The sequence below is a fragment of the Hoeflea sp. genome, assembly GCF_984452065.1.
This window is the reverse complement of record NZ_CFHWAF010000002.1, coordinates 28,652-49,831: the sequence shown is the minus strand read 5'-3', so window position 1 is coordinate 49,831 and position 21,180 is coordinate 28,652. Positions and strand designations below refer to the sequence as shown.

Below are 21,180 nucleotides of genomic sequence, written 5' to 3'. Positions count from 1 at the left end.
GAACAGGTTTGAATTTCATGACAAACTATTCACCGCGCGAGATCGTTTCCGAACTCGACCGCTACATTATCGGCCAGAAGGATGCCAAGCGCGCCGTCGCCATCGCCCTGCGCAACCGATGGCGGCGCCAGCAGCTTGATGACAGCCTGCGCGACGAGGTGATGCCGAAGAATATTCTGATGATCGGGCCCACCGGTGTCGGCAAGACCGAGATCTCGCGCCGGCTCGCCAAGCTCGCCGGTGCGCCGTTCATCAAGGTCGAGGCGACGAAATTCACCGAAGTCGGCTATGTCGGGCGCGATGTGGAACAGATCGTGCGCGATCTCGTGGAAGTCGGTATCGCGCTGGTGAAGGACCGCAAGCGCGAAGAGGTCAAGGCAAAGGCCCATATCAACGCCGAGGAACGCGTCCTCGATGCGCTGGTGGGATCGACCGCCTCGCCGGCGACGCGCGAATCCTTCCGCACCAAGCTGCGCGACGGCCAGCTCGACGACAAGGAAATCGAGATCGAGGTGGCCGATACCGGCTCGGGCATGCCGAATTTCGAGATACCGGGCATGCCGGGCGCCAATATCGGCGTCCTCAACATTTCCGAGATGCTCGGCGAGGCCATGGGCCAGCCGCAGAAAAAGATCCGCACCACGGTGAAGGAATCCTACGAACAGCTGATCAATGACGAGTCGGAAAAGCTGCTCGATCAGGACCAGATCACCCAGGAAGCGATGCGCATCGCGCAGAACGACGGCATCGTCTTTCTCGACGAGATCGACAAGATCGCCGCCCGCGACGGCGGCATGGGCGCGGGCGTCTCGCGCGAAGGCGTGCAGCGCGACCTGCTGCCGTTGGTCGAAGGCACGACGGTTGCGACAAAATACGGCCCGGTGAAAACCGATCATATCCTTTTCATCGCCTCCGGCGCGTTCCACGTTTCCAAACCGTCGGATCTTCTGCCCGAACTCCAGGGCCGGCTGCCGATCCGCGTGGAGCTGCGCGCCCTGACGAAAGAAGACTTCCGCCGCATCCTCACCGAAACCGAAGCCAGCCTCATCAAGCAATATGTGGCGCTGATGGCGACCGAGGAGGTGACGCTGACCTATACGGAGGATGCGATCGACGCGCTTGCCGATGTCGCCGTCGAACTGAACGGGTCCGTCGAGAATATCGGCGCACGCCGTCTTCAGACGGTGATGGAGCGGGTCCTCGACGACATCTCCTATGAAGCGCCCGATAAGTCCGGCAGTGAATTTGTCATCGACGCGGACTATGTGCGCAAGCATGTCGGCGATCTTGCCAAGGACGCGGATCTGTCGCGCTACATTCTGTGACTTTTACGCATCGGTTCTGAAAAGAAGATAATATGCCGCTGCCGGCCCTTGCCGGCTGCGGAAGAAATACTCGACTTTCCAAGTATTTTTCTTAGAGTCCCGGCAAGGTTAAGAATTGCCCCGGGGAGCCCGTGGATGGTGCGACGCCATCTGCTTCAAGCAGCCGCCGTCATTGTCAGCAGTCTGGTCCTGTTCGCGCCGGTGGCCAGTGCGAAGCTCGTCATGGTGCCGGAGGGAAACCGCAACGAAGTCCAGCCGAATATCCCCGGCGCGTCGGTCAAACGAACGAAGCAGACCAAATCGACCTTCGACCGCAAATACCGGAAAATCCACGATCTTCTGAAGCACGATACCAAATTGCGGGAAAAGATCACGGCGGTCGCGGACATATACGATATCGATCCGCTGCATATCGTCGGCGCGCTTGTCGGCGAACACACCTACAATGTCGACGCGTATGACCGTCTGCAGTCCTATTACGTCAAGGCGATGTCCTACGCCACGGGCGGCATCGATTTCAGGTATGACGGCGAGAATATCGGGACGTTCATTCAGCGCGAGGAGTTTTCGGACTGTGAAAGTCTTTCCGGCTCCTTTGCCGTGTGGTCCTGCCGCGAAACCGTCTGGGAAAAGGATTTCCGTAACCGGGACGTGGACGGAAAACTTTATCCGGACGACCGTTTCAGCGCGGTCTTCTTTCAGCCCTTTTATGCCGGCCAGACATTCGGCCTCGGCCAGCTCAATCCGCTGACGGCGCTGAAGCTGACCGATATGGTGAACCGGGTTTCGGGCTACGCGAAACTCACCCATGAAAATGGCGAGGACGTCTACGAGGCAATCATGAATCCGGACATCACGCTTGCCTATGTCGCCGCGACGCTGCGCCATGCCATAGACGTCTACGGCGATATTGCCGGCTTCGACATCTCGGAAAACCCCGGAATCACCGCGACGCTTTACAATGTCGGGAACCCGGATCAGCGGGCGCGCACGCTGGCGCGCAAGAACAAACAGCGCCGGGCGCAGGGCCAGCGGGCGCTCTATCCGCAAGAGAACTATTACGGCTGGCTGGTCAACGACAAGCTGGACGAGCTGCGGCAGCTTTTCTGATACGACGCCGGCGCGCGCAAGGGCTCAAGCCGTTTCGTCAAGCACCGACTGAAGCCGCTCGATATCGTCTTTCTTCAGCCGCGCAATCGATTTCGCCAGATTGTTGGCGAGCGCCGTCGCCTCGGCGGACAGGCCGGCCGTGTCGATGGTGACGCGCGGATGCGAAACGGCGGCCAGGCGCTGCAGGTCCTCCGCATCGTCCCAGATAATGTTGAAGAAGCCGATGATGCGCTGCAGAAGCTCCCAGCTCGGCTGTCCCCGGTGACCGTGTTCGAGCGCCGACAGGTAGGCGGGCGATACGCCGATGGCCCGGGCCATCTGTTTCTGCGTGATGCCGCGTTCCGAGCGTAAAGCGCGAATTTTCATACCGAAGGGCGTCATGTCTCCCGTGCCTTCCTCTTCAGCCTCACATAGAGGGCGCCGTCGCCGCCATGGCCGCGGGCGGCGGGCTCCACTCCCGACGCCAGCCCGCGGAACGGTGCCGATGTCAGCCAGCGCGGAACCGCGCGTCTCAAAACACCGCCGCCGGGTGACGATCCCTTGCCGGTTATCACCAGGACATGGCGCAAACCACGGGCATGGGCGTTGTGAAGAAACCCGAAAAGCATGTCATGGGCCTCATCCTGCCTGAGCCCGTGAAGATCAATGCGCGCCTCGAGCGGCAGGCGGCCTTTCGCGATCTTGTCATACACCGGTTTGTCGATCGGATGGAGGGTGCCCGAAGCGCCGGATTTGGACGGTTTTCGTACCTGATCGGCCTTTTTTCCGGGCGTCTTGATCGAAGGTGTCTTCCCGGGCCCGCCGGCTCTTTCCGGCGGTGTCTTATCGGTTTCGGAGGACAAAAGCGCATCCATGCGGCCGGGCAGCGGATCGACGGTGCGGGCCACCTGACCCCACAGGATCCGATCCTCCGCGGTCAGCTTCTTCTTGCCGCCGCCGCTCACGGACCATACCTCGCTGCCGCCCCGTTTGGCACCAGCACGAAGAAAACCGCGGCGTTCCTGACCGTTCCGGCCAGTTCGCCGGCGCTCGCGCCGGAGCCGGTGAAAATATCGCCCCTGGCGGGCCCGACGATTGCCGATCCGGTGTCCTGCGCGATCATCAGGCGGCGGAACGGACCACCGCTCAGGTGGGTGAGATCATCGGCCTGAACGAAGACCGGCGTGCCGAACGTGTGGATGTGCCTGTCGACGGCGAGGGACCGGCCGGCGATCAGGGGAACCTTGGCCGCCGCGACCGGTCCGCGGCGCGGATCGGCAACCGGCGCGGTCCGGAAGAAGATATAGGAGCGGTTCTTCCATAAAATCTCATCGACGCGTTGCGGGTTTTCGGCGAGCCATCGCCGGAGGCTCTGCATGGAGACGGTCGCGGGGTCCTGTTCGCCCATCGCGATCAGCACCTTGCCGATGGCGGTAAACGGATGGCCGGTCTTGGCGGCATAGGTGATGCGCTCGACCGTGCCGTCGCTGTAACGCAAGCGCGCCGCGCCCTGGATATGAGCGAAGAACACGTCGATCCGGTCCTTCGCCCAGGCGATCTCAAGGCCGCGCCCGTCAAGAAAGCCGCTCTCGATGGCGGCACGGTCGGGATATTCGCACAATTCGCCGTTCGCCTTCCTGGCGAAAGCAAAGTCGGCCGGAAGATCCCGGGGGCGATTTTCCCCATTGACCGCGACAAGATCGTCCGGCCGGTTGTGAAAAGGAAAACGATAGGGTCCGGTCCGCTCTCGCGCCACCTCGACCTCGGGTTCGTAATAGGCGGTGACGAAACCCTTAGAGCCGTCGTACGGGTGGACCTTGAAAGGGGTAAAATGCCGTTCGAAGATGTCGCGTGCATCCGCCGCATTGGCGGCGGAGCGCTCGCGGAGGAGCTGAGACACGGGCGCAAAGTCGGACCATTGCAGACCAAGCGATCCCGTTCTGTACGGCTTGATCTTTTCCGCATGACCGGCGCAGTCGAGAAACCCGGCCAGAACGTCGCGCGGATCGTCAAGCGACCAGTCCGGCAGATCATCGAAGGACACCGGAATCAGGTCTGCTTGCATGCGAGGATCCGATCAGTCTTCCGATTCGGTCGCGATCAGTTTCCAGTTGGGGTCACGCGAACGGGTGTCGCGCGCAAAGGTCCATACATCGTTGACCTCACCGACGCTGTCGGGATCGCCGTCGACGACATTGCCGTCCTTGTCATAGGTGGCGGTGATCAACTGGCTGGAGATCCGCATGGTGACGTTGGCTTCGGAACCCTTCATCTCGGCCTGGACGATATCGGCCTTGCCGATACCGACGAAAGACGACTTGATCGTCTCGGAACGGGCATCGCGGTCCTTTATCGCGGCAACGAAGCCTTCATAGACCTCTTTTGACAGCAATTGCTTGAGCGTCTTCTTGTCACCTTCGGCATAGGCGTTGACGATCATCTCATAGGCGGTCTTCGCGCCGGCAACAAATTCGCGCGGATCGAAATCGGCATCAGCGTTGATGATCGAGCGAATGGCCTTGTTCAGATCCGTTCCGGCATCGCAGTAGTCGTCCGCCGCCGCGAAGCGGTCATCGGCCTGCCGGTCGCCGTCACGGCGCGGCAGCGTGATGACCTTGCTGTCGTCGTCACCGTCGCCGGCGAGATTATCGCCGTCACGGGCGCTGTAGGGATCGAAAGGCTGCCTCTCATTGCCGGTGCGGCGGCCGAGCACGTTACGCAGCTGCAGAAAAATGATGACTGCCGCCACGAAGAAAAAGACTGTTACAAAATCAAAGGAGCCCATAATGCCTGATACCGGTATGGAGACTGATGCCGGGAGCCTTGCCCCCGTCTCTTTCATATAGTCCGTCGACGCTGATCATTCAAATCCTCTTTCCCGGTCAATACAACCGCGCAATGATGGGAAATTCGGGGCATTTTCGCATATATGCGCCGGTTTTTGCCCAAACGGGCCCGATACATCTCTATATAACAGGCATTAATGCTTAACGGGTGACGGATTGTTTCGCCGCGGCACCCGTTGCGCCACGCGCCGCAGGCCACACAGGAAATGCCGTTCATGCCTTTTTCGATCGTCCCACTTCTTCTTCTGGTTGTCCCGCTCGCCGAAATCGGCGCCTTCATCGTCATCGGACGGGAAAACGGCGTTTTCTGGACGCTGGCGATGGTGTTCTTCACCGCCGTCCTCGGCTCCATCCTGTTGCGTATCCAGGGATTCGGGTTGATCAGACGCATCCAGCAGGAGATGGAAGCCGGCCGGGTCCCGGGCCGCGAACTCGTTCATGGCGTGATGATCATGATTGCCGGCGTTCTGCTGCTGACACCGGGTTTCATCACCGATGCGATCGGTTTTCTGCTTTTTGTTCCGGCAATCCGCGATGCCGGCTGGTCGATGATCAAGAACCGTTTCACGGTCATTCGCGCCGGCGGTTTCAGGGCGCGCGATTTCGACCAGGGCCGCGATGCGCCCGGACCCGGCACCATCGATCTGGACGAAACGGATTTCAAGCGCGATCCGGACCCGAATTCCCCGTGGAACAAGGACCGGTCCGACGGCAAGGGCAGGTAATGTGCGGCAAAAAACGCGCCCGCAAGGGATCGCCGCTGACGGGCCGCTTTTTTGTTGTATGCACTCAAGTGAAATGCTAGCCAGTTGCCGAAACGCGGCCGCCGGCCGGTATTGCAGTAATCAAGGACAGTTTCATGGCCAAGCAGCCCGATCCGAAAACACCAGCAGGCGCAGCACCGCAGGGCGCCGAAGCAGGCAACGGCAAGGCGCCGACGCTGAATGTTCTGGCCCAGTACATCAAGGATCTTTCCTTCGAGAATCCGAATGCGCCGCAGTCACTGACCCAGCGCGACAAGGGCCCGGCCATCAACATCAATGTCAATGTCAACGCCAATCCGCTCTCCGAGACGGATTACGATGTCGTGCTGACACTCAACGCGCAGGCCAAGGACGGCGAGAAGGTCGTGTTCAATGTCGAACTCGTCTATGGCGGCGTGTTTCGCATCCAGGATTTCCCGCAGGAGCATATGCTGCCGCTTCTGTTCATCGAATGCCCGCGGCTGCTTTTCCCGTTTGCCCGTCAGATCATCGCCGACGCGACACGCAATGGCGGCTTCCCGCCGCTGATGATCGATCCGATCGATTTCGCGCAGATGTTCGCACAGCGCATGGCCGAAGAACAGGCAAAAGCCAAGGTCGAGGCACCGGCGGTCACCAATTAGACAGGCAGGCCCGAAACAAATCAGACGTCCAACGGCAAGCGCGGACGTCTGATCCAGCTTAAACCAGATTTGCTCTAACCGGCGTAATCGTTCCAGATGGCCTTGTCTCCGAGGCCTTCCTTCATCTTGCGGTGCGCGTCGATCTCCTCCTCGCTCAACCGCGCCGCCAGCGGCACGGGCCGCACGCCGGCGCTTTTGACCTCCTCGCCGGCGGTTTCCTCGCGGCTGTCCGCATCGCGATCGGCCATGCCCAGGCCGAGGGCCGCCTGGCGGCCGCCATTCATCTCGATATAGACCTCGGCAAGCAGCTCCGCATCGAGAAGCGCGCCGTGTTTGGTCCTGCGTGAATTGTCGATGCCGTAGCGCTTGCAAAGCGCGTCGAGTGAATTCGGCCCCATCGGGTGCCGGCGGCGGGCAAGGGCGAGCGTATCGACCACACGTGAGGGATCGACCGCCGGAAGGCCCAGCCGCGCCAGCTCGGCATTGATGAAACCGATATCAAAGCCGGCATTGTGCGCGACAAGCCTGGCGCCGTCGAACAGTGCGCTCATGTCGCCGACGATATCGCCGAAGACCGGCTTGTCCTGAAGAAATTCATCGGTGATGCCGTGCACGGCAAGAGCCTCGGGATGAACCTTCTGGCCCTGCGCATTGATATAGACATGGAAGGTGCGCCCGGTCGGGAACTTGTTCGACAGTTCCACGCCGCCGATTTCGATGACCCGATCGGTCTGGTTGTCGAGGCCCGTGGTTTCGGTATCGAAGATAATCTCACGCATTGCCGCCATCCTTCTCAAGAAGCCTGTCGACAAGCGCGTCGATCTGCCGGCGCGTCTCGTCAAAGGTGCCGGATGTGTCGATGACAAAATCCGCGCGTGCGCGCTTTTGTTCATCCGGCACCTGACGCGCCAGTATGGCCTCAAATTTGTCTTCCGTCATGCCGGGGCGGCGCAGGACGCGCTCCCTTTGCATATCCGCGGCGCAGGACACGACCACGACCCGGTCGACCGCCTGCTCGCCATTGCCCTCGAACAGGAGCGGTATGTCGAGGACGACCAGCGGCGCGCGCGCCTGTCTCTGCCGTTCGACGAATTGCGCCCGGTTCTTCTCCACCAGCGGGTGGACGATCGATTCCAGTTTCCTGAACGCGGTTTCGTCGTTCAGAACCGCGGCAGAGAGTTTTTCACGATCGACGACACCGTGATCCACGGTACCGGGAAATTCCGCCTCAATAAGGGGCGCTGCCTCACCGGAATAGAGATCATGGACAATCTCGTCGGCGCTGATGACCGGAACGCCGCGATCGGCAAACATGTCGGCGGCGGTCGATTTTCCCATTCCGATCGATCCCGTCAGGCCCAGAACGATCATCATCGCACCTCCAGATCCCGGACGACCCTGCCGCGCAGATCATCGCTCACTTCAGGACGGACGCCAAACCACTTTTCGAAACCGGGCACGGCCTGATGCAACAGCATGCCGAGCCCGTCGACGATGTGGCGGCCCGCCTTGTCCGCCATTTTCAGGATCGGTGTTATCAGCGGCGTATAGACGATGTCGGTGACGATGCCGTTTTCAGCCATAGCCGGGAAGTCGATATCGGGAACCGGGCGGCCCTCCATGCCGAGCGCGCTGGTGTTTATGAACAGGCCGCAACCGGCGATCACCTCACCGATGGCATCGAGCGCATGGACCTCGATGGGGCCGCCGAACCGGTCGGCGAGGCCCTCGGCGCGCGAAACGGTACGGTTGACCAGATGGATCTTCCGGATGCCGCGGTCCCGCAGCGTCCGCAGGACGGCACGGCTCGCGCCCCCGGCTCCGAGGACGACAGCCGTATCAGCCGCATCCCAGCCCGGCGCCTTCTCATCGAGATTGCTGGAAAATCCGTAGCCGTCGGTGTTGGTTGCCATCAGTTGGCCATCCTCAAGCCACAGCGTATTGGCCGCCCCGAGTTCGGTGGCGATCGCATCGGCGGAACCGGCAAGGCGAAAGGCGGCTTCCTTGTGCGGTATGGTGACATTGCCGCCGACAAAGCCGCTGCTGCCGTCGGCAAGCCGGCGCATGAAGCCGGGGAATGCTTCCGGCGTTACATCCTGAAGATCGTAGCGGCCGTCGATGCCTGCCTCTTTCAGCCAGTAACGATGGATGACCGGCGAGCGGGAATGTTTGACCGGATGGCCGGCAACAAAGGCGCGTTTTGGTTCAGCCATCGATTTCTCCACGGTCCCGCAACGTCGCCAGCAGCGGCAGCATCGGCAAACCGATGATGGTGAAATAGTCTCCCTCGATCCGCTCGAAGAGCTGGATGCCCTCGGCCTCAAGCTGATAGGCGCCGACGCTTTGAAGCGCCCTGTCGCCGACGCGGGAGAGGTAACGGCCGATGAAACCGGGATCGAGCGGGCGCATGGTCAGGCGCGCCGACGACACGTGCCGCCAGACGGTCTCGCCCGCCTGCGCCAGAACGACGGCGCTGTTGAGCTGATGGGTGTGACCGGAGAGCCTGAGCAGATGGCTTCGCGCGGCGTCCATATCGGCCGGTTTATGGAAGACCTCATCGCCGAGGGACAAGGTCTGATCGGATCCGATCACCAGTGCGCCGGGCATCTTGCCGCTGACATCCAGCGCTTTTGCCCCGGCAAGCACCAGGGCGGTGTCCTCAGGTCCGACGCCGCCATCGCGCAGCGGCGCCTCGACGGCCCGTTCGTCGATATCGGCCGGATGCGCCCTGAAGGAAAGGCCGGCATTTTTCAAAAGCGCCTGACGGAAAGGGCTGGCGGAGGCCAGAACCAGATCTGATGGCATGCAAACATCCCTCAAACGCTTGTCGAATGTGAAACCGGCCTAACGTGACTTGACGCCGAGTGCAAGAATGGCCGCCGCCGTTTCCTCAATCGAGCGGCGGCTGACGTCGATGGTCGGCCAGTTGTGCCGGGCACACAGGTTGCGGGCATATTTGAGTTCCTCGGCGATCGCGACGCGATCGACATAGTCTTCGCCGGAATAGCCCTGTGTCGTTCCCAGCAGGCGATGGCGGCGCACCTGCGAGATGCGGTCGGCGGTCGCCACCAGCCCGACAATGAGCGGGTGCTCGGCCGTCGCCAGAACCTCGGGCAACGGCACATTATGGACAATCGGAATATTGGCGGTCTTGTAGCCCCGGTTGGCGAGATAGATGCTGGTCGGTGTTTTCGACGTGCGGCTGATGCCGACAAGCACGATGTCGGCGTCCTCGATATTGGCGGGAAGCTGCCCGTCATCATGTTCCATGGTGAAGTTGAGGGCTTCCATGCGGCGAAAATACTCCGCGTTCAGCGAGTGCTGCGCGCCGACGCGATGTTCGGAGCGGGGCCCGAGATAGGACTGAAAGAGCGCGATCACCGGATCGAGCACGGACACGCAGGGGATATCCATTTCCCGGCACCGGTCGCTGATCATCTGGGACAGCGCGGTATCGACGACCGTATAAAGGACGATGCCGGGCGCACCGTCGATCGTGTCGAGCACGGGTTCGAGCTGCCTGGTGCTGCGAATCAGCGGATAGACATGTTCAAGCGCCCGCGTTCCGGTGAACTGCGCCGCCGCGGCGCGGCCGACGGTGATCAGCGTTTCTCCGGTCGAATCGGAGATGAGATGCAGATGGAAGTAGTTTTTCGGCCGATCCACGAAATTCATTCGCTTCTGTTGATAAATGTGCATGAACCTGGATGGTTCGAACGTCATTGTCAGAGGTACGGGAAAGCGGGCCGGTTTGTCCACATGGACGTCTTGCCGGGACTAAGAACACACAGGCCTGTGGACAGATGTGCATCAACATGTCGCGCAATCGGATTCACAGGTATTCCACAGCTTCGTCAAATCAGTGATATCTGTTAACTATCTGCATTTATTATAAAAATTTTCTCATTACACAATATTATACTTGCAAGCCGGGATGGATCGGGAAATGCAGGCCGGTTTTCCAGACTGTGGAGGAGTTCGGGATTGTCTTTAATCCTTGAAACCCACCGACTCTAAGAAATAGAAGACTCTTAAATATCCTTTCTTTTTTAATGGGTGAGGGATTTGCATGGTGCAGGACCGCAAGGTCATGAAGGTGTTGAACGGCGAAACCGTCTTTCCCCCGCCTGTCTGGCTGATGCGTCAGGCCGGCCGGTATCTTCCCGAATACCGGGAGACACGAAAGCGGGCCGGAGGCTTTCTGGATCTGTGTTATTCGCCGCAACTGGCAACGGAAGTCACGCTTCAGCCGATCCGGCGGTATGGCTTTGACGCGGCCATCCTGTTTTCCGATATCCTTGTCATACCGGATGCGCTTGATCGCGATGTGCGCTTTGAGCAGGGGCGAGGACCGTTGATGACGCCGATTGATGTGGCCGGTATTGCTCGTCTGGATGGGTCGCGGTTGCTGGATCACCTTGCCCCGGTCATGGAAACCGTCACGCGGCTTCGAAAGGAACTGCCGGATGAGACCACTTTGCTCGGGTTCTGCGGCGCGCCGTGGACGGTCGCGACCTATATGATCGCAGGCCACGGCACGCCGGATCAGGCGCCAGCGAGACTGTTTGCCTATCGCGAGCCGCAGGCTTTTGAGGCGTTGCTCGATCTTCTGGCCGATCTGTCGGCCGACTATCTCTGTGCTCAGATCGAAGCTGGTGCCGATGCGGTGCAGATCTTCGATTCGTGGGCGGGGGTTCTGGGTGAGACGGAATTTGAAAAGTTCTGTATCAGGCCGGTGCAAAAGATTATCAAGGCTGTACGCGAGCGCCACCCGCAGGCGCGCATCATCGCCTTTGCCAAGGGCGCCGGCATTCTTCTGGAGAGTTACAGGCAAAAAACCGGCGCGGATGCCATCGGGCTTGACTGGGCGGTTCCGCTGTCCTTTGCGCGCGGCCTGCAGAAGGACGGGCCCGTGCAGGGCAATCTGGACCCGATGCGGGTCGTTTCGGGCGGAGATGCGCTCGATGAGGGCGTGGACGCCATTCTCGAAGCGCTCGGCAGCGGTCCCTTGATATTCAATCTCGGTCACGGCATCACGCCCCAGGCCGACCCGAAGCATGTCGAGAGGCTCGTCAAGCGGGTACGCGCCGTGTAAGGCCGAGCAGGAGACCATGACCTCGCCAAATGCCAACATAGACGAGATTGCCGGCAAAAAGGCGTCCGTGCGGGCGCGGATCGCGCTTGGCGTTCTTTGCGTGGCGGTCGCGGGGCTGATGATCTGGAATCCGCCGGCGCTCTATGACTGGATGCGGGCCGTGCATGTCATGGCGATCATCTCGTGGATGGCGGGCATGTTCTACCTGCCGCGGCTGTTTGTCTATCACAGCGACAGCGCGGTGGGCTCACAGCAGTCCGAGACGTTCAAGGTCATGGAGGCGCGGCTCTACCGTGTCATCATGACGCCGGCAATGGTGATATCGTGGGTTCTCGGACTATGGCTGGCTTATGACGGCTTCGGTTTTGCCGGTTTCTGGCTGTGGCTGAAGATCGCCGCGGTTTTCGCGATGTCCGCCGTTCACGGCTATTTCGGCAAGTCGCTGCGCCGGTTTGCTTCGGATCACCGCGACCGCGATGCGGCCCATTGGCGCAAGGTGAATGAAATCCCGACGGTGCTGATGGTCTTCATCGTCATCATGGTGATCGTCAAACCGTTTTGAGCTTGCCGTTTGCCGCAAAATATGCGACAGGCGGATGACTATATGCATTTGAGAGCGTTTCACGTGAATCGCCCGTCCCCATTCCTACCTTGCATATGGCGACGATCCTCGACCGTCATAGAATTTCCCCAAGCCTGACCGATACCCATGACTACAGCGCCCCATTCAGAATCTGGAAACCTCATGCAGGAAATGAAGCTTCAAGAGCTTAAGAACAAAACGCCGACGGAACTGCTCGAATTCGCCGAAACGCTCGAGGTGGAAAACGCCAGCACCATGCGCAAGCAGGAGCTGATGTTTGCGATGCTGAAGAAGCTTGCGGCTCAGGATATCGAGATCATCGGCGAAGGCGTCGTCGAAATTTTGCAGGACGGGTTCGGCTTTCTGCGCTCGGCCAACGCGAACTACCTGCCCGGCCCGGACGATATCTATATCTCGCCGTCGCAGATCCGGCGGTTCTCACTGAAGACGGGCGATACGGTCGAAGGTCCCATCCGCGGACCGAAGGAAGGCGAGCGCTACTTTGCACTGCTCAAGGTCAACACGATCAATTTCGAAGATCCGGAAAAGATCAGGCACAAGACCCATTTCGACAATCTGACGCCGCTCTATCCAGACGAGCGCTTCAATATGGAGTTCGACGATCCGACATCGAAGGATCTGTCGGCACGGGTCATCGATCTTGTCGCGCCGCTCGGCAAGGGGCAGCGCGGACTGATCGTGGCGCCGCCGCGGACCGGTAAGACCGTCCTTCTGCAGAACATTGCCCATTCCATTACCGCCAATCATCCCGAATGTTATCTCATCGTTCTCTTGATCGATGAACGGCCCGAAGAGGTCACGGACATGCAGCGCTCGGTGAATGGCGAGGTTGTTTCCTCGACCTTCGACGAGCCGGCCGCGCGGCACGTCCAGGTGGCCGAAATGGTCATCGAAAAGGCAAAGAGGCTGGTGGAGCATGGCCGTGACGTGGTCATTCTGCTCGATTCCATCACCCGGCTCGGCCGCGCCTACAACACCGTTGTGCCGTCCTCGGGCAAGGTGCTGACGGGCGGCGTCGACGCCAATGCCCTGCAGCGGCCAAAACGCTTCTTCGGCGCCGCGCGCAACATCGAGGAAGGTGGATCGCTGACGATCATCGCCACGGCCCTGATCGACACGGGCAGCCGCATGGACGAGGTCATCTTCGAGGAGTTCAAGGGAACCGGCAACTCGGAAATCGTGCTCGACCGGAAGGTCGCCGACAAGCGCATCTATCCGTCCATGGATATCCTGAAATCGGGAACACGCAAGGAAGACCTGCTCATTCCGAAACAGGACCTTCAGAAGATCTTCGTGCTGCGCCGCATTCTCGCGCCGATGGGCACCACGGATGCGATCGAATTCCTGATCGACAAACTCAAGCAGACGAAGAACAACTCCGATTTCTTCGATTCGATGAACGCTTAGAGAATCGGGCGCAAAAGCTCTTCGAGGGCCTTTGCGTCGGTAACCGGAGGCAGACAGACGGGACCGTTGCAAAGGAAGGCGACGGTCCCTTTTTGTTTGCCTGGTTCATATTCGCCGCCGCCGGGAAGCAGACCGGCAAGCTGGTCTTCGGTCTTGGCGATCAGATCGATACGGGCGGGGTCCATATGGCGGCGAACGACGTCGAGCATGTCCTTGGCCGGATTCATCAGGACCAGCTTCCTCGGGCCGGCGACCGTATCGATTGCGTTGATCGTTCCGCTTGCCGCCATCGGCATCTGCCTTATGCGGCCCCATAGCGCGGCGGAAAAAGCCGACGCCTTCTGCGGCAGGTCGAAATCCGAGGAGAGAACCGAAAGCCGCGCCATGGCTTCGAGTATCTGCGCCGATGCGGACGGCGCGGCGTCATCATGTTCATGCCGGGCGCGCAGGAGAACATCGTCCGCGTCGTCGGCAGTGAAGTAGTAGCCGCCTGCCCCGTCGCTATAGTGATCGTCAAGCAGCGACAGCCACGCCTCGGCCTTTGCAAGATAGGTGTCATCCAGGGTCGCCTCGTAAAGGGCGACGGCGGCATTGATCATGGCGCCATAGTCCGATGCAAGTGCCGGGTAGGTCACGGCGCCATTGCACCAGGCATGGGCAAGGCGAGCGTCTTTCGACATTGATTCGGAGACGAAATCAAAGGCGCCTGCGGCAAGATCGATCCAGTCTCGCCTGCCAAGCCGGTCTCCGGCCTCCGCCAGGGCGCGGATAAGAAGACCGTTCCAGTCGGCCAGAACCTTGTCGTCGAGCCCGGGCCGGATGCGGGACGAGCGGGCCTTCATCAGGATGTCGCGGCAGGCGCTCAGCTTTTCTTCCACGGCATTGTCGGTGGCGGTGGCCCGCAGGCGGTTGAGGATATTCTTGCCTTCCCAGTTGCCGTTTTCGCTGACGTCGTAATGCTCGCAAAAGAGCGGCGCGTCACTGCCGAGCGCGGCATCGATCTCGGCCTTCCGCCAGACATAGAAACGGCCCTCCTCGCCTTCGCTGTCGGCATCGAGGCTGGAGGCAAAACCGCCGTCCGGCAGCCGCATCTCCCGCACAAGCCAGTCGACGGTTTCCTCGATCCGCAGGCGGAACAGCGCTTCGCCGGTCTCGCCATGGGCCCACAGCAGGGCGCGAATGAACTGCGCATTGTCATAGAGCATCTTCTCGAAGTGCGGAACGAGCCAGATCGCGCCGACGCAATAGCGCGCCAGTCCGCCGCCGAGATGATCGTAAATGCCGCCATTGGACAGAACGCGGATCCAGTCCAGGGCCGCATCCCGCGCATGCCGGGATCCATTGCGACGCCAGTCGCGCCACAGTGATTCCAGCATCGAGGCATTGGGAAATTTGGGGGCACGGCCGATGCCGCCGTTTTTGCGGTCGACGATCGACAGGATGCCGGCAGCCTGGCGCTGCAGCGTATCGTCGCCCGGCGGCTGCGCATCGCCGTCGGATGCCAGCTGTTGCTGCAGGTGATCGCGGATGGAGTGCGTGTTGCTGTCGATCTTGCCGGGCTCTTCGTGATAGATCCTGGAAAGGCTTTTCAGGACGGTTTTGAAATCGGGACGTCCATGGGCGGCGGTTTTGGGAAAGTAGGTTCCGCCCCAGAAGGGTTCGCCGTCCGGGTTAAGGAATATGGTTAGCGGCCAACCGCCCTGCTCGCCCATGGCGTGGAGCGCCGCCATATAGATCTGGTCGATATCGGTACGCTCTTCGCGATCGACCTTGATATTGATATAGAGCTCGTTCATCAGATCGGCCGTCTCCGGATCCTCAAAGCTCTCATGGGCCATGACATGACACCAGTGACAGGCGGCGTAGCCGATGGACAACAATATGGGCTTGCCGGAGCGTTTGGCCTGCTTTAAGGCGGCGTCACCCCATATCTGCCAATGGACCGGATTGTCCTTATGCTGGCGAAGATAGGGGCTTGCTGATTGGCCGAGCACATTGGTCAGTTCGGAAGAGGTCATGGTTCACCGGTTTTGGGGTTGAAGGTGGAACGGAACGATCACTATAGGGATACGATTTTTGCGTTGTCGAGTGGCGCGGGCATTTCCGGCGTTGCCGTTATCCGCCTGTCCGGCCCCAGTGTCCGATTCGGACTCGAAACAATGATCGGAGACGTGCCGAAGCCGCGTCGCGCCACCCTTCGCTCCGTATATAGTGCACAAAAAACGGAACTCGACCGCGGACTGGTTTTCTATTTTCCCGCCCCGCACTCCTTTACCGGCGAGGACTGCGCGGAGTTTCAGGTCCATGGCGGCCGGGCTGTCGTGGAGGCGGTTCTTCAAAGCCTTTCGGAGCTTGATGGCTTCAGAAGTGCCGAGCCCGGAGAATTCACGCGCCGCGCTTTTGAGAACGGCAAGATGGATCTGACGGAGGTTGAAGGGCTGGCCGACCTGATCGCCGCCGAAACGGAAGTGCAGCGCCGGCTGGCGCTGGAACAGTCATCCGGTTCCCTGTCCGGCCTTTATGAAGACTGGCGCCACAGGCTGGTGCGGGCGCGGGCCCTGATTGAGGCCGATTTCGATTTTGCCGATGAGGAGGATATTCCCGGATCCGTCGCCGATACGATCTGGCCGGATCTTCGCGATCTGCTTGCCGAGATTGACGACCATCTGCAATCGGCGAAGGCGGGCGAGATCATACGCGACGGATATCGTGTCGTTATTCTCGGCGCGCCGAATGCCGGCAAGTCCAGCCTGATGAATGCGCTGGCAAAACGCGACATCGCGATCGTCTCGGACGAACAGGGCACGACGCGCGATCTTCTGGAGGTCCATCTCGACATCGATGGATATCCGGTGGTTCTCCAGGACACAGCCGGGATAAGGGACAATGCCGGCGCCGTTGAACGGGAGGGCATCCGCCGGGCGATCGATGCGGCCCGCCGGGCCGATCTCGTTCTTCTGCTGGAGGATTTGAGCGGCGCGGCGCAGGCGGTGTCGGCGCCTGACCGGGACGTGCGCAGCCTTCGTGTCGGCACCAAGCACGACCTTGTTTCCGGTCCGGAGCGGGATGATATGGACTGCGTCATCTCGGTCAAACGGGACGATGGTCTTTCGCCGCTGATCGATCTGTTGCGCGAGCGGGTGCATGATGCCGCGGGCCGTGTGTCCAGTGCGCTGCCGAACCGGCAGCGGCACAGGGAGTCTCTGCAGGCCTGCCGTCAGGCCCTTGAAGAGGCTGTCAGAAACGATTCGGATCCGTTAGAATTGCGGGCGGAGGCGCTGCGGCGGTCGGGCGATGCTCTCGGTCGTTTGACCGGCCGGATCGATGTGGAGGACCTTCTCGATCTGATTTTCGGCGAGTTCTGCGTCGGGAAATGACCCGCTCCCCGGCCCTCTTCCTTTGCCGGCTGCGTGTTTCACGTGAAACAGAGGCCTTGACAAACGCCTCGCGGAATCCGAATTCAGGCCTTACAGGAGTTGACGATGGTGCAACAGGACACATCCGGCTATGACGTCGTTGTCATCGGCGGCGGTCACGCGGGCTGCGAGGCGGCCGCGGCCGCGGCCCGTCTTGGCGCGTCCACAGCTCTTGTGACACACCGGCGCGATACGATCGGTGTGATGTCCTGCAACCCGGCGATCGGCGGCCTTGGAAAAGGCCATCTGGTCCGCGAGATCGATGCGCTCGACGGCCTGATGGGGCGCGTGGCGGATCAATCGGGTATTCAGTTCCGCCTGCTCAACCGCAGCAAGGGGCCGGCGGTGCGCGGCCCGCGGACCCAGGCGGACCGCAGGCTCTACCGCGAGGCCATGCTCAGGGCGGTCGAGGAGACCGACAATCTTGAGATTGTCGAGGCCGAGGTCGACGATTTCACCATCGCTGACGGGCGGATTTCCGGCGTCGTTCTTTCCGACGGCAGAGTGGTGCGTTGTGGCGCGGCGGTGCTGACGACCGGGACGTTTCTGCGCGGTCTCATTCATATCGGCAGGAAGCAGATACCGGCCGGGCGCATGGGCGAGAAGCCGGCATCCGGACTTTCAGCCACGCTGGCCGGGCTTGGATTTGCGCTCGGCCGGTTGAAAACCGGAACCCCTGCCCGGCTCGATACCCGGACCATCGACTGGGACTCCGTCGGCCGTCAGTCCGCCGATACCGATCCTGTGCCGTTCTCTTTCATGACGGACCGTATCACCGTTCCGCAGATCGATTGCGGCGTCACGCACACAACGCCGGAGACGCATCGGATCATTGCGGACAATATCGGTGAGTCGGCGATGTATTCGGGACGCATCGAGGGAACCGGGCCACGCTATTGTCCGTCCGTCGAGGACAAGATCGTTCGCTTCGCCGACCGGGAGCGGCATCAGGTTTTTCTTGAGCCGGAAGGTCTCGACGATATCAATGTCTATCCAAACGGTATCTCCACCTCCTTGCCCGAAGAGGTCCAGGACCGTTTCATCCGGACCATTCCCGGATTGGAGCACGTCGCCATCCTGCAGCCGGGATATGCGATCGAATACGATCATATCGATCCGCGGGAGCTGCATCCGACACTCGAAACCAGAAAGGTGTCCGGCCTTTATCTTGCCGGCCAGATCAACGGAACCACGGGCTATGAGGAGGCTGGCGGCCAGGGTCTTGTCGCCGGACTGAACGCGGCGCTCGCGGTGGCCGGCAAGGATCCCTGGATCTTCAGCCGGACGGATTCCTATCTCGGCGTCATGGTCGATGACCTGACGACACGCGGGGTCTCCGAGCCCTATCGCATGTTTACATCGCGGGCGGAATACCGTCTGACCCTGCGGGCGGACAATGCCGATCTCCGGCTGACACCGGCGGGCATGGCGTGCGGTCTCGTGGGCACCGCCCGGCGTGAACGGTTCGAGGCCTGGAAGAGCGACGTCGATGCGTTTCGTGACCGCTTGCGGACCCTGTCGCTGACGCCCGCCGAGGCGCGAAGGCACGGGCTCAAGGTCAATCAGGACGGTCAGCGGCGTTCCGCCTATGCGCTGCTGTCCTATACGGAAAACGATGTCGCGCGCCTGTCGGCCATATGGCCGGAACTGGCGCATGCGGACAGCACGATCGCCGAGACCGTCCGGACGGAGGCAGCCTATGCGGTCTACCTGGAACGGCAGATGCGCGACATCGCCGCACAACGCAAGGAAGAGGAACGATTCATACCCGAAACGTTCAGTTATGACGATCTGCCGGGCTTGTCGAACGAGCTTTGTCAGAAGCTGAACACGTCGAGACCAAGGACCATTGCGCATGCGTCACAAATCGAAGGCATGACACCGGCGGCCATCACGCTCATTCTCGCACGCCTGCGCAAGATGGAGACGTCCCTGTCTGCCGATGTTGCCAAAGTGTCCTGATCTTCAATTGCGATGCCGGCAAATTTGCAGAAACAGATTGAGGATCGCCTGCAGTCCCTGCTGCCTGTTTCACGTGAAACACTGAGTCGGCTAGAGGTTTTTGTCGCGCTGTTCGAGAAATGGTCGCGCCGTATCAATCTCGCCGCACCCTCGACTTTGCCGCATATCTGGGAACGTCACATTCTGGACAGCGCGCAGATATATGCCTTGAACCCCGGCCCGCGATCCTGGCTGGACGTGGGCAGCGGCGGCGGTTTTCCCGGCATTGTGACAGCGATCCTGCTTGCTGATGCGGGCGGCGGACATGTCGACCTGATCGAAAGCAATCAGAAAAAGGCCGCCTTCTTGCGGCGGGCGCTTGCCGAGACCGGCGGGTGTGGCGCGGTTCATGCGATCCGTATCGAGCAGGCGCAACAGACGCTCGACGGGTTTGATGCGGTCTCGGCCCGGGCGGTTGCCGATCTTGACAGGCTGCTCGCCTATTGCGCGCCCTGGCTGGAGCAGGGGGCGGAGGCCTATTTTCACAAAGGCCGGGATTATCGGCGCGAGATCGATAAAGCCCGTAGAAGCTGGTCGTTCGATCTGATAGAACACAAGAGTATCGTTGATGCGGATTCCGTCATCCTGCAGATCGGCAAACTGACGCGCATGTGACGGATGATCAAGGTGTTGGTGAAATTGCCGAGCGAAGGCAATCTGACGAGGCGCTGACAGATGTTGGGTAATGGCAAGAGAATTATCACCGTCGCCAACCAGAAGGGTGGCGTCGGGAAAACGACGACCGCGATCAATCTCGCAACGGCGCTTGCCGCCATCGGCGAGCGCGTTCTGATCATCGATCTCGACCCGCAGGGCAATGCCAGCACGGGTCTCGGCATCGACCGCCAGGACAGGGTCAAATCGTCCTACCATCTGATGCTCGGCGAAACCGGAATTGCCGACGCGGCCATGAAGACCGACGTTCCAAATCTCTCCATCGTGCCTTCGACCATGGACCTGCTTGGTGTCGAGATGGAGATATCCGGGCAGAAAGACCGGGTGTTCCGCCTCAAGAACGCGATCGCGGCCTACCGGGCCGGCGATTACGACTACATCCTGATCGACTGTCCGCCATCGCTGAACCTTCTGACCATCAACGCCATGGCCGCGGCCCACTCGGTCCTCGTTCCGCTGCAATGCGAGTTCTTCGCCCTTGAGGGCCTCAGCCAGCTTCTCGAAACGGTCGGCCAGGTCCGCTCGACGCTCAATCCCAATCTGGACATCCAGGGCATCGTCATGACGATGTACGATTCGCGCAACAATCTGGCGCAGCAGGTTGTCGACGATGTCCGCTCCTATCTGGGCGACAAGGTCTACCGTACGCTGATTCCGCGTAATGTCCGTGTTTCGGAGGCGCCATCCTATGGTAAGCCGGCTATTCTTTACGATCTGCGGTGTTCGGGCAGCCAGGCCTATCTGAAGCTGGCGTCTGAGGTGATTCAGCGGGAACGCGAGCGGAAAGCGGCATGATAATGCTTTTATATCAAACACTTAACGGTGTATAGATGAGCGACGACAATTCAAGGAAGAGGTTGGGCCGGGGACTTGCCGCGCTGATCGGCGAAATGGATCAGCCCTATGAGGTCCAGGAAACACCGGTCGCGGAGACGGCCGACCAGTTCGTTCCCATCGAGTTCGTCAGCCGCAACCCGAACAATCCGCGAAGGCATTTCGACGAATCGGATCTGGAGGATCTGGCGCGCTCCATCAACCAGCATGGCATTGTCCAGCCGGTCGTCGTGCGACCCATGGGGCAGGGACGCCACGAAATCATCGCGGGAGAACGGCGCTGGCGTGCGGCTCAAAGGGCGGGTCTTGTCGAGATCCCGGTCCTCATCCGCGATGTGGACGACCGCATGGCGCTCGAGATCGCGATTGTCGAGAACGTGCAGCGGTCGGATCTCAATCCGCTGGACGAAGCACTTGGATATGAGCAACTCATCGCCGATCACGGTTACACCCAAAACGATCTCGGGGACATTATCGGCAAGAGCCGGAGCCATGTCGCAA

At 60.6% G+C, this 21,180-nt stretch carries 22 protein-coding genes; 12 read left to right on the top strand and 10 right to left on the bottom strand.

Annotated elements, in window-relative coordinates; all coding sequences use genetic code 11:
- Positions 1-17 precede the first annotated feature (17 nt).
- Both hslU and AC5E6N_RS00845 read left to right on the top strand, forming a co-directional pair.
- On the top strand, positions 18-1,325 hold the full coding sequence (hslU, locus tag AC5E6N_RS00850) for an ATP-dependent protease ATPase subunit HslU (RefSeq protein WP_491746021.1): 1,308 nt from the start codon (positions 18-20) through the stop codon (positions 1,323-1,325).
- Positions 1,326-1,460: 135 nt separating this feature from the next.
- Positions 1,461-2,435: a DUF1402 family protein gene (locus tag AC5E6N_RS00845; protein ID WP_491746020.1), complete on the top strand. Its 975-nt coding sequence runs from the start codon at positions 1,461-1,463 to the stop codon at positions 2,433-2,435.
- Positions 2,436-2,459: 24 nt separating this feature from the next.
- Here AC5E6N_RS00845 and AC5E6N_RS00840 read toward each other — a convergent pair whose 3' ends face one another.
- The 4 genes from AC5E6N_RS00840 to AC5E6N_RS00825 are packed head-to-tail and all read right to left on the bottom strand — an operon-like array spanning position 2,460 to position 5,199.
- Positions 2,460-2,816 carry a helix-turn-helix domain-containing protein gene (locus AC5E6N_RS00840; protein WP_491746019.1) on the bottom strand — a complete coding sequence of 119 codons (357 nt, stop codon included), beginning with the start codon at positions 2,814-2,816 and terminating at the stop codon, positions 2,460-2,462.
- On the bottom strand, positions 2,813-3,379 hold the full coding sequence (locus AC5E6N_RS00835; protein ID WP_491746018.1) for a Smr/MutS family protein: 567 nt from the start codon (positions 3,377-3,379) through the stop codon (positions 2,813-2,815). The genes AC5E6N_RS00840 and AC5E6N_RS00835 overlap by 4 nt, the downstream gene beginning before the upstream one ends.
- The gene (gene mltA / locus AC5E6N_RS00830) at positions 3,376-4,479 is read right to left on the bottom strand and encodes a murein transglycosylase A (protein ID WP_491746017.1); all 1,104 of its coding nucleotides are present in this window, start codon (positions 4,477-4,479) and stop codon (positions 3,376-3,378) included. Before mltA ends, AC5E6N_RS00835 begins: the two co-directional genes overlap by 4 nt.
- Positions 4,480-4,491: 12 nt before the next feature.
- Positions 4,492-5,199: a Tim44/TimA family putative adaptor protein gene (locus AC5E6N_RS00825; RefSeq protein WP_491746016.1), complete on the bottom strand. Its 708-nt coding sequence runs from the start codon at positions 5,197-5,199 to the stop codon at positions 4,492-4,494.
- A gap of 276 nt (positions 5,200-5,475) precedes the next feature.
- Here AC5E6N_RS00825 and AC5E6N_RS00820 point away from each other — a divergent pair, with 276 nt between their 5' ends.
- Both AC5E6N_RS00820 and secB read left to right on the top strand, forming a co-directional pair.
- A complete protein-coding gene (locus AC5E6N_RS00820; RefSeq protein ID WP_491746015.1) occupies positions 5,476-5,985 on the top strand; it encodes an FxsA family protein in 510 nt (169 codons plus the stop codon).
- 134 nt (positions 5,986-6,119) lie between these two features.
- Positions 6,120-6,647 carry a protein-export chaperone SecB gene (gene secB / locus AC5E6N_RS00815; protein WP_491690688.1) on the top strand — a complete coding sequence of 176 codons (528 nt, stop codon included), beginning with the start codon at positions 6,120-6,122 and terminating at the stop codon, positions 6,645-6,647.
- Between the two features lie 74 nt (positions 6,648-6,721).
- Here secB and dnaQ read toward each other — a convergent pair whose 3' ends face one another.
- Genes dnaQ through AC5E6N_RS00790 form a run of 5 tightly spaced genes read right to left on the bottom strand, consistent with a single transcriptional unit; the run spans position 6,722 to position 10,313 of the window.
- Positions 6,722-7,426 carry a DNA polymerase III subunit epsilon gene (dnaQ, locus tag AC5E6N_RS00810; protein WP_491746014.1) on the bottom strand — a complete coding sequence of 235 codons (705 nt, stop codon included), beginning with the start codon at positions 7,424-7,426 and terminating at the stop codon, positions 6,722-6,724.
- Positions 7,419-8,018: a dephospho-CoA kinase gene (coaE, locus tag AC5E6N_RS00805; protein ID WP_491746062.1), complete on the bottom strand. Its 600-nt coding sequence runs from the start codon at positions 8,016-8,018 to the stop codon at positions 7,419-7,421. Before coaE ends, dnaQ begins: the two co-directional genes overlap by 8 nt.
- Positions 8,018-8,860: a shikimate dehydrogenase gene (locus AC5E6N_RS00800; RefSeq protein ID WP_491746013.1), complete on the bottom strand. Its 843-nt coding sequence runs from the start codon at positions 8,858-8,860 to the stop codon at positions 8,018-8,020. The genes coaE and AC5E6N_RS00800 overlap by 1 nt, the downstream gene beginning before the upstream one ends.
- Positions 8,853-9,452 (bottom strand): Maf-like protein, encoded by a 600-nt coding sequence (locus AC5E6N_RS00795; RefSeq protein WP_491746012.1) that lies wholly within the window; start codon positions 9,450-9,452, stop codon positions 8,853-8,855. The genes AC5E6N_RS00800 and AC5E6N_RS00795 overlap by 8 nt, the downstream gene beginning before the upstream one ends.
- A gap of 39 nt (positions 9,453-9,491) precedes the next feature.
- Positions 9,492-10,313, bottom strand: coding sequence for a pyruvate, water dikinase regulatory protein (locus tag AC5E6N_RS00790; RefSeq protein WP_491746061.1), 822 nt, complete (start codon positions 10,311-10,313; stop codon positions 9,492-9,494).
- Between the two features lie 406 nt (positions 10,314-10,719).
- On the opposite strand from AC5E6N_RS00790, the gene hemE reads away from it, so the two are divergent.
- The 3 genes from hemE (at position 10,720) to rho (ending at position 13,753) form a co-directional block, all read left to right on the top strand.
- Complete coding sequence (gene hemE / locus AC5E6N_RS00785; protein ID WP_491746060.1) at positions 10,720-11,742, top strand: uroporphyrinogen decarboxylase; 1,023 nt, start codon at positions 10,720-10,722, stop codon at positions 11,740-11,742.
- Between the two features lie 16 nt (positions 11,743-11,758).
- Positions 11,759-12,304, top strand: a complete 546-nt coding sequence (gene hemJ / locus AC5E6N_RS00780; RefSeq protein WP_491746011.1) for a protoporphyrinogen oxidase HemJ — start codon at positions 11,759-11,761, stop codon at positions 12,302-12,304.
- A gap of 183 nt (positions 12,305-12,487) precedes the next feature.
- A complete protein-coding gene (gene rho / locus AC5E6N_RS00775) occupies positions 12,488-13,753 on the top strand; it encodes a transcription termination factor Rho (protein WP_267992787.1) in 1,266 nt (421 codons plus the stop codon).
- On the opposite strand, the gene AC5E6N_RS00770 is transcribed toward rho, so the two are convergent.
- Positions 13,750-15,771 carry a thioredoxin domain-containing protein gene (locus AC5E6N_RS00770; protein ID WP_491746010.1) on the bottom strand — a complete coding sequence of 674 codons (2,022 nt, stop codon included), beginning with the start codon at positions 15,769-15,771 and terminating at the stop codon, positions 13,750-13,752. The genes rho and AC5E6N_RS00770 overlap by 4 nt on opposite strands.
- Before the next feature lie 18 nt (positions 15,772-15,789).
- Here AC5E6N_RS00770 and mnmE point away from each other — a divergent pair, with 18 nt between their 5' ends.
- The 5 genes from mnmE to AC5E6N_RS00745 form a co-directional block, all read left to right on the top strand.
- Complete coding sequence (mnmE, locus tag AC5E6N_RS00765) at positions 15,790-17,130, top strand: tRNA uridine-5-carboxymethylaminomethyl(34) synthesis GTPase MnmE (protein ID WP_491746009.1); 1,341 nt, start codon at positions 15,790-15,792, stop codon at positions 17,128-17,130.
- 105 nt (positions 17,131-17,235) lie between these two features.
- Positions 17,236-19,131 carry a tRNA uridine-5-carboxymethylaminomethyl(34) synthesis enzyme MnmG gene (mnmG, locus tag AC5E6N_RS00760; protein WP_491746008.1) on the top strand — a complete coding sequence of 632 codons (1,896 nt, stop codon included), beginning with the start codon at positions 17,236-17,238 and terminating at the stop codon, positions 19,129-19,131.
- A gap of 24 nt (positions 19,132-19,155) precedes the next feature.
- A complete protein-coding gene (gene rsmG, locus AC5E6N_RS00755) occupies positions 19,156-19,785 on the top strand; it encodes a 16S rRNA (guanine(527)-N(7))-methyltransferase RsmG (RefSeq protein WP_491746007.1) in 630 nt (209 codons plus the stop codon).
- Between the two features lie 60 nt (positions 19,786-19,845).
- The gene (locus AC5E6N_RS00750) at positions 19,846-20,640 is read left to right on the top strand and encodes a ParA family protein (protein WP_491746006.1); all 795 of its coding nucleotides are present in this window, start codon (positions 19,846-19,848) and stop codon (positions 20,638-20,640) included.
- A 35-nt stretch (positions 20,641-20,675) separates the two neighbouring features.
- A partial coding sequence (locus tag AC5E6N_RS00745; protein WP_491746005.1) for a ParB/RepB/Spo0J family partition protein occupies positions 20,676-21,180 on the top strand: 505 nt, incomplete at its 3' end.

Bases quoted from the DNA above. Each gene is read 5' to 3' on its own strand.
- AC5E6N_RS00840 (WP_491746019.1), bottom strand. From the start codon at position 2,816: ATGACGCCCTTCGGTATGAAAATTCGCGCTTTACGCTCGGAACGCGGC.
- hemJ (WP_491746011.1), top strand. From the start codon at position 11,759: ATGACCTCGCCAAATGCCAACATAGACGAGATTGCCGGCAAAAAGGCG.
- AC5E6N_RS00800 (WP_491746013.1), bottom strand. From the start codon at position 8,860: ATGGCTGAACCAAAACGCGCCTTTGTTGCCGGCCATCCGGTCAAACAT.
- dnaQ (WP_491746014.1), bottom strand. From the start codon at position 7,426: ATGCGTGAGATTATCTTCGATACCGAAACCACGGGCCTCGACAACCAG.
- rho (WP_267992787.1), top strand. From the start codon at position 12,488: ATGCAGGAAATGAAGCTTCAAGAGCTTAAGAACAAAACGCCGACGGAA.
- mnmG (WP_491746008.1), top strand. From the start codon at position 17,236: ATGGTGCAACAGGACACATCCGGCTATGACGTCGTTGTCATCGGCGGC.
- hslU (WP_491746021.1), top strand. From the start codon at position 18: ATGACAAACTATTCACCGCGCGAGATCGTTTCCGAACTCGACCGCTAC.
- secB (WP_491690688.1), top strand. From the start codon at position 6,120: ATGGCCAAGCAGCCCGATCCGAAAACACCAGCAGGCGCAGCACCGCAG.
- AC5E6N_RS00770 (WP_491746010.1), bottom strand. From the start codon at position 15,771: ATGACCTCTTCCGAACTGACCAATGTGCTCGGCCAATCAGCAAGCCCC.
- AC5E6N_RS00820 (WP_491746015.1), top strand. From the start codon at position 5,476: ATGCCTTTTTCGATCGTCCCACTTCTTCTTCTGGTTGTCCCGCTCGCC.
- AC5E6N_RS00825 (WP_491746016.1), bottom strand. From the start codon at position 5,199: ATGGGCTCCTTTGATTTTGTAACAGTCTTTTTCTTCGTGGCGGCAGTC.
- AC5E6N_RS00845 (WP_491746020.1), top strand. From the start codon at position 1,461: ATGGTGCGACGCCATCTGCTTCAAGCAGCCGCCGTCATTGTCAGCAGT.
- AC5E6N_RS00795 (WP_491746012.1), bottom strand. From the start codon at position 9,452: ATGCCATCAGATCTGGTTCTGGCCTCCGCCAGCCCTTTCCGTCAGGCG.
- AC5E6N_RS00750 (WP_491746006.1), top strand. From the start codon at position 19,846: ATGTTGGGTAATGGCAAGAGAATTATCACCGTCGCCAACCAGAAGGGT.
- mltA (WP_491746017.1), bottom strand. From the start codon at position 4,479: ATGCAAGCAGACCTGATTCCGGTGTCCTTCGATGATCTGCCGGACTGG.
- coaE (WP_491746062.1), bottom strand. From the start codon at position 8,018: ATGATCGTTCTGGGCCTGACGGGATCGATCGGAATGGGAAAATCGACC.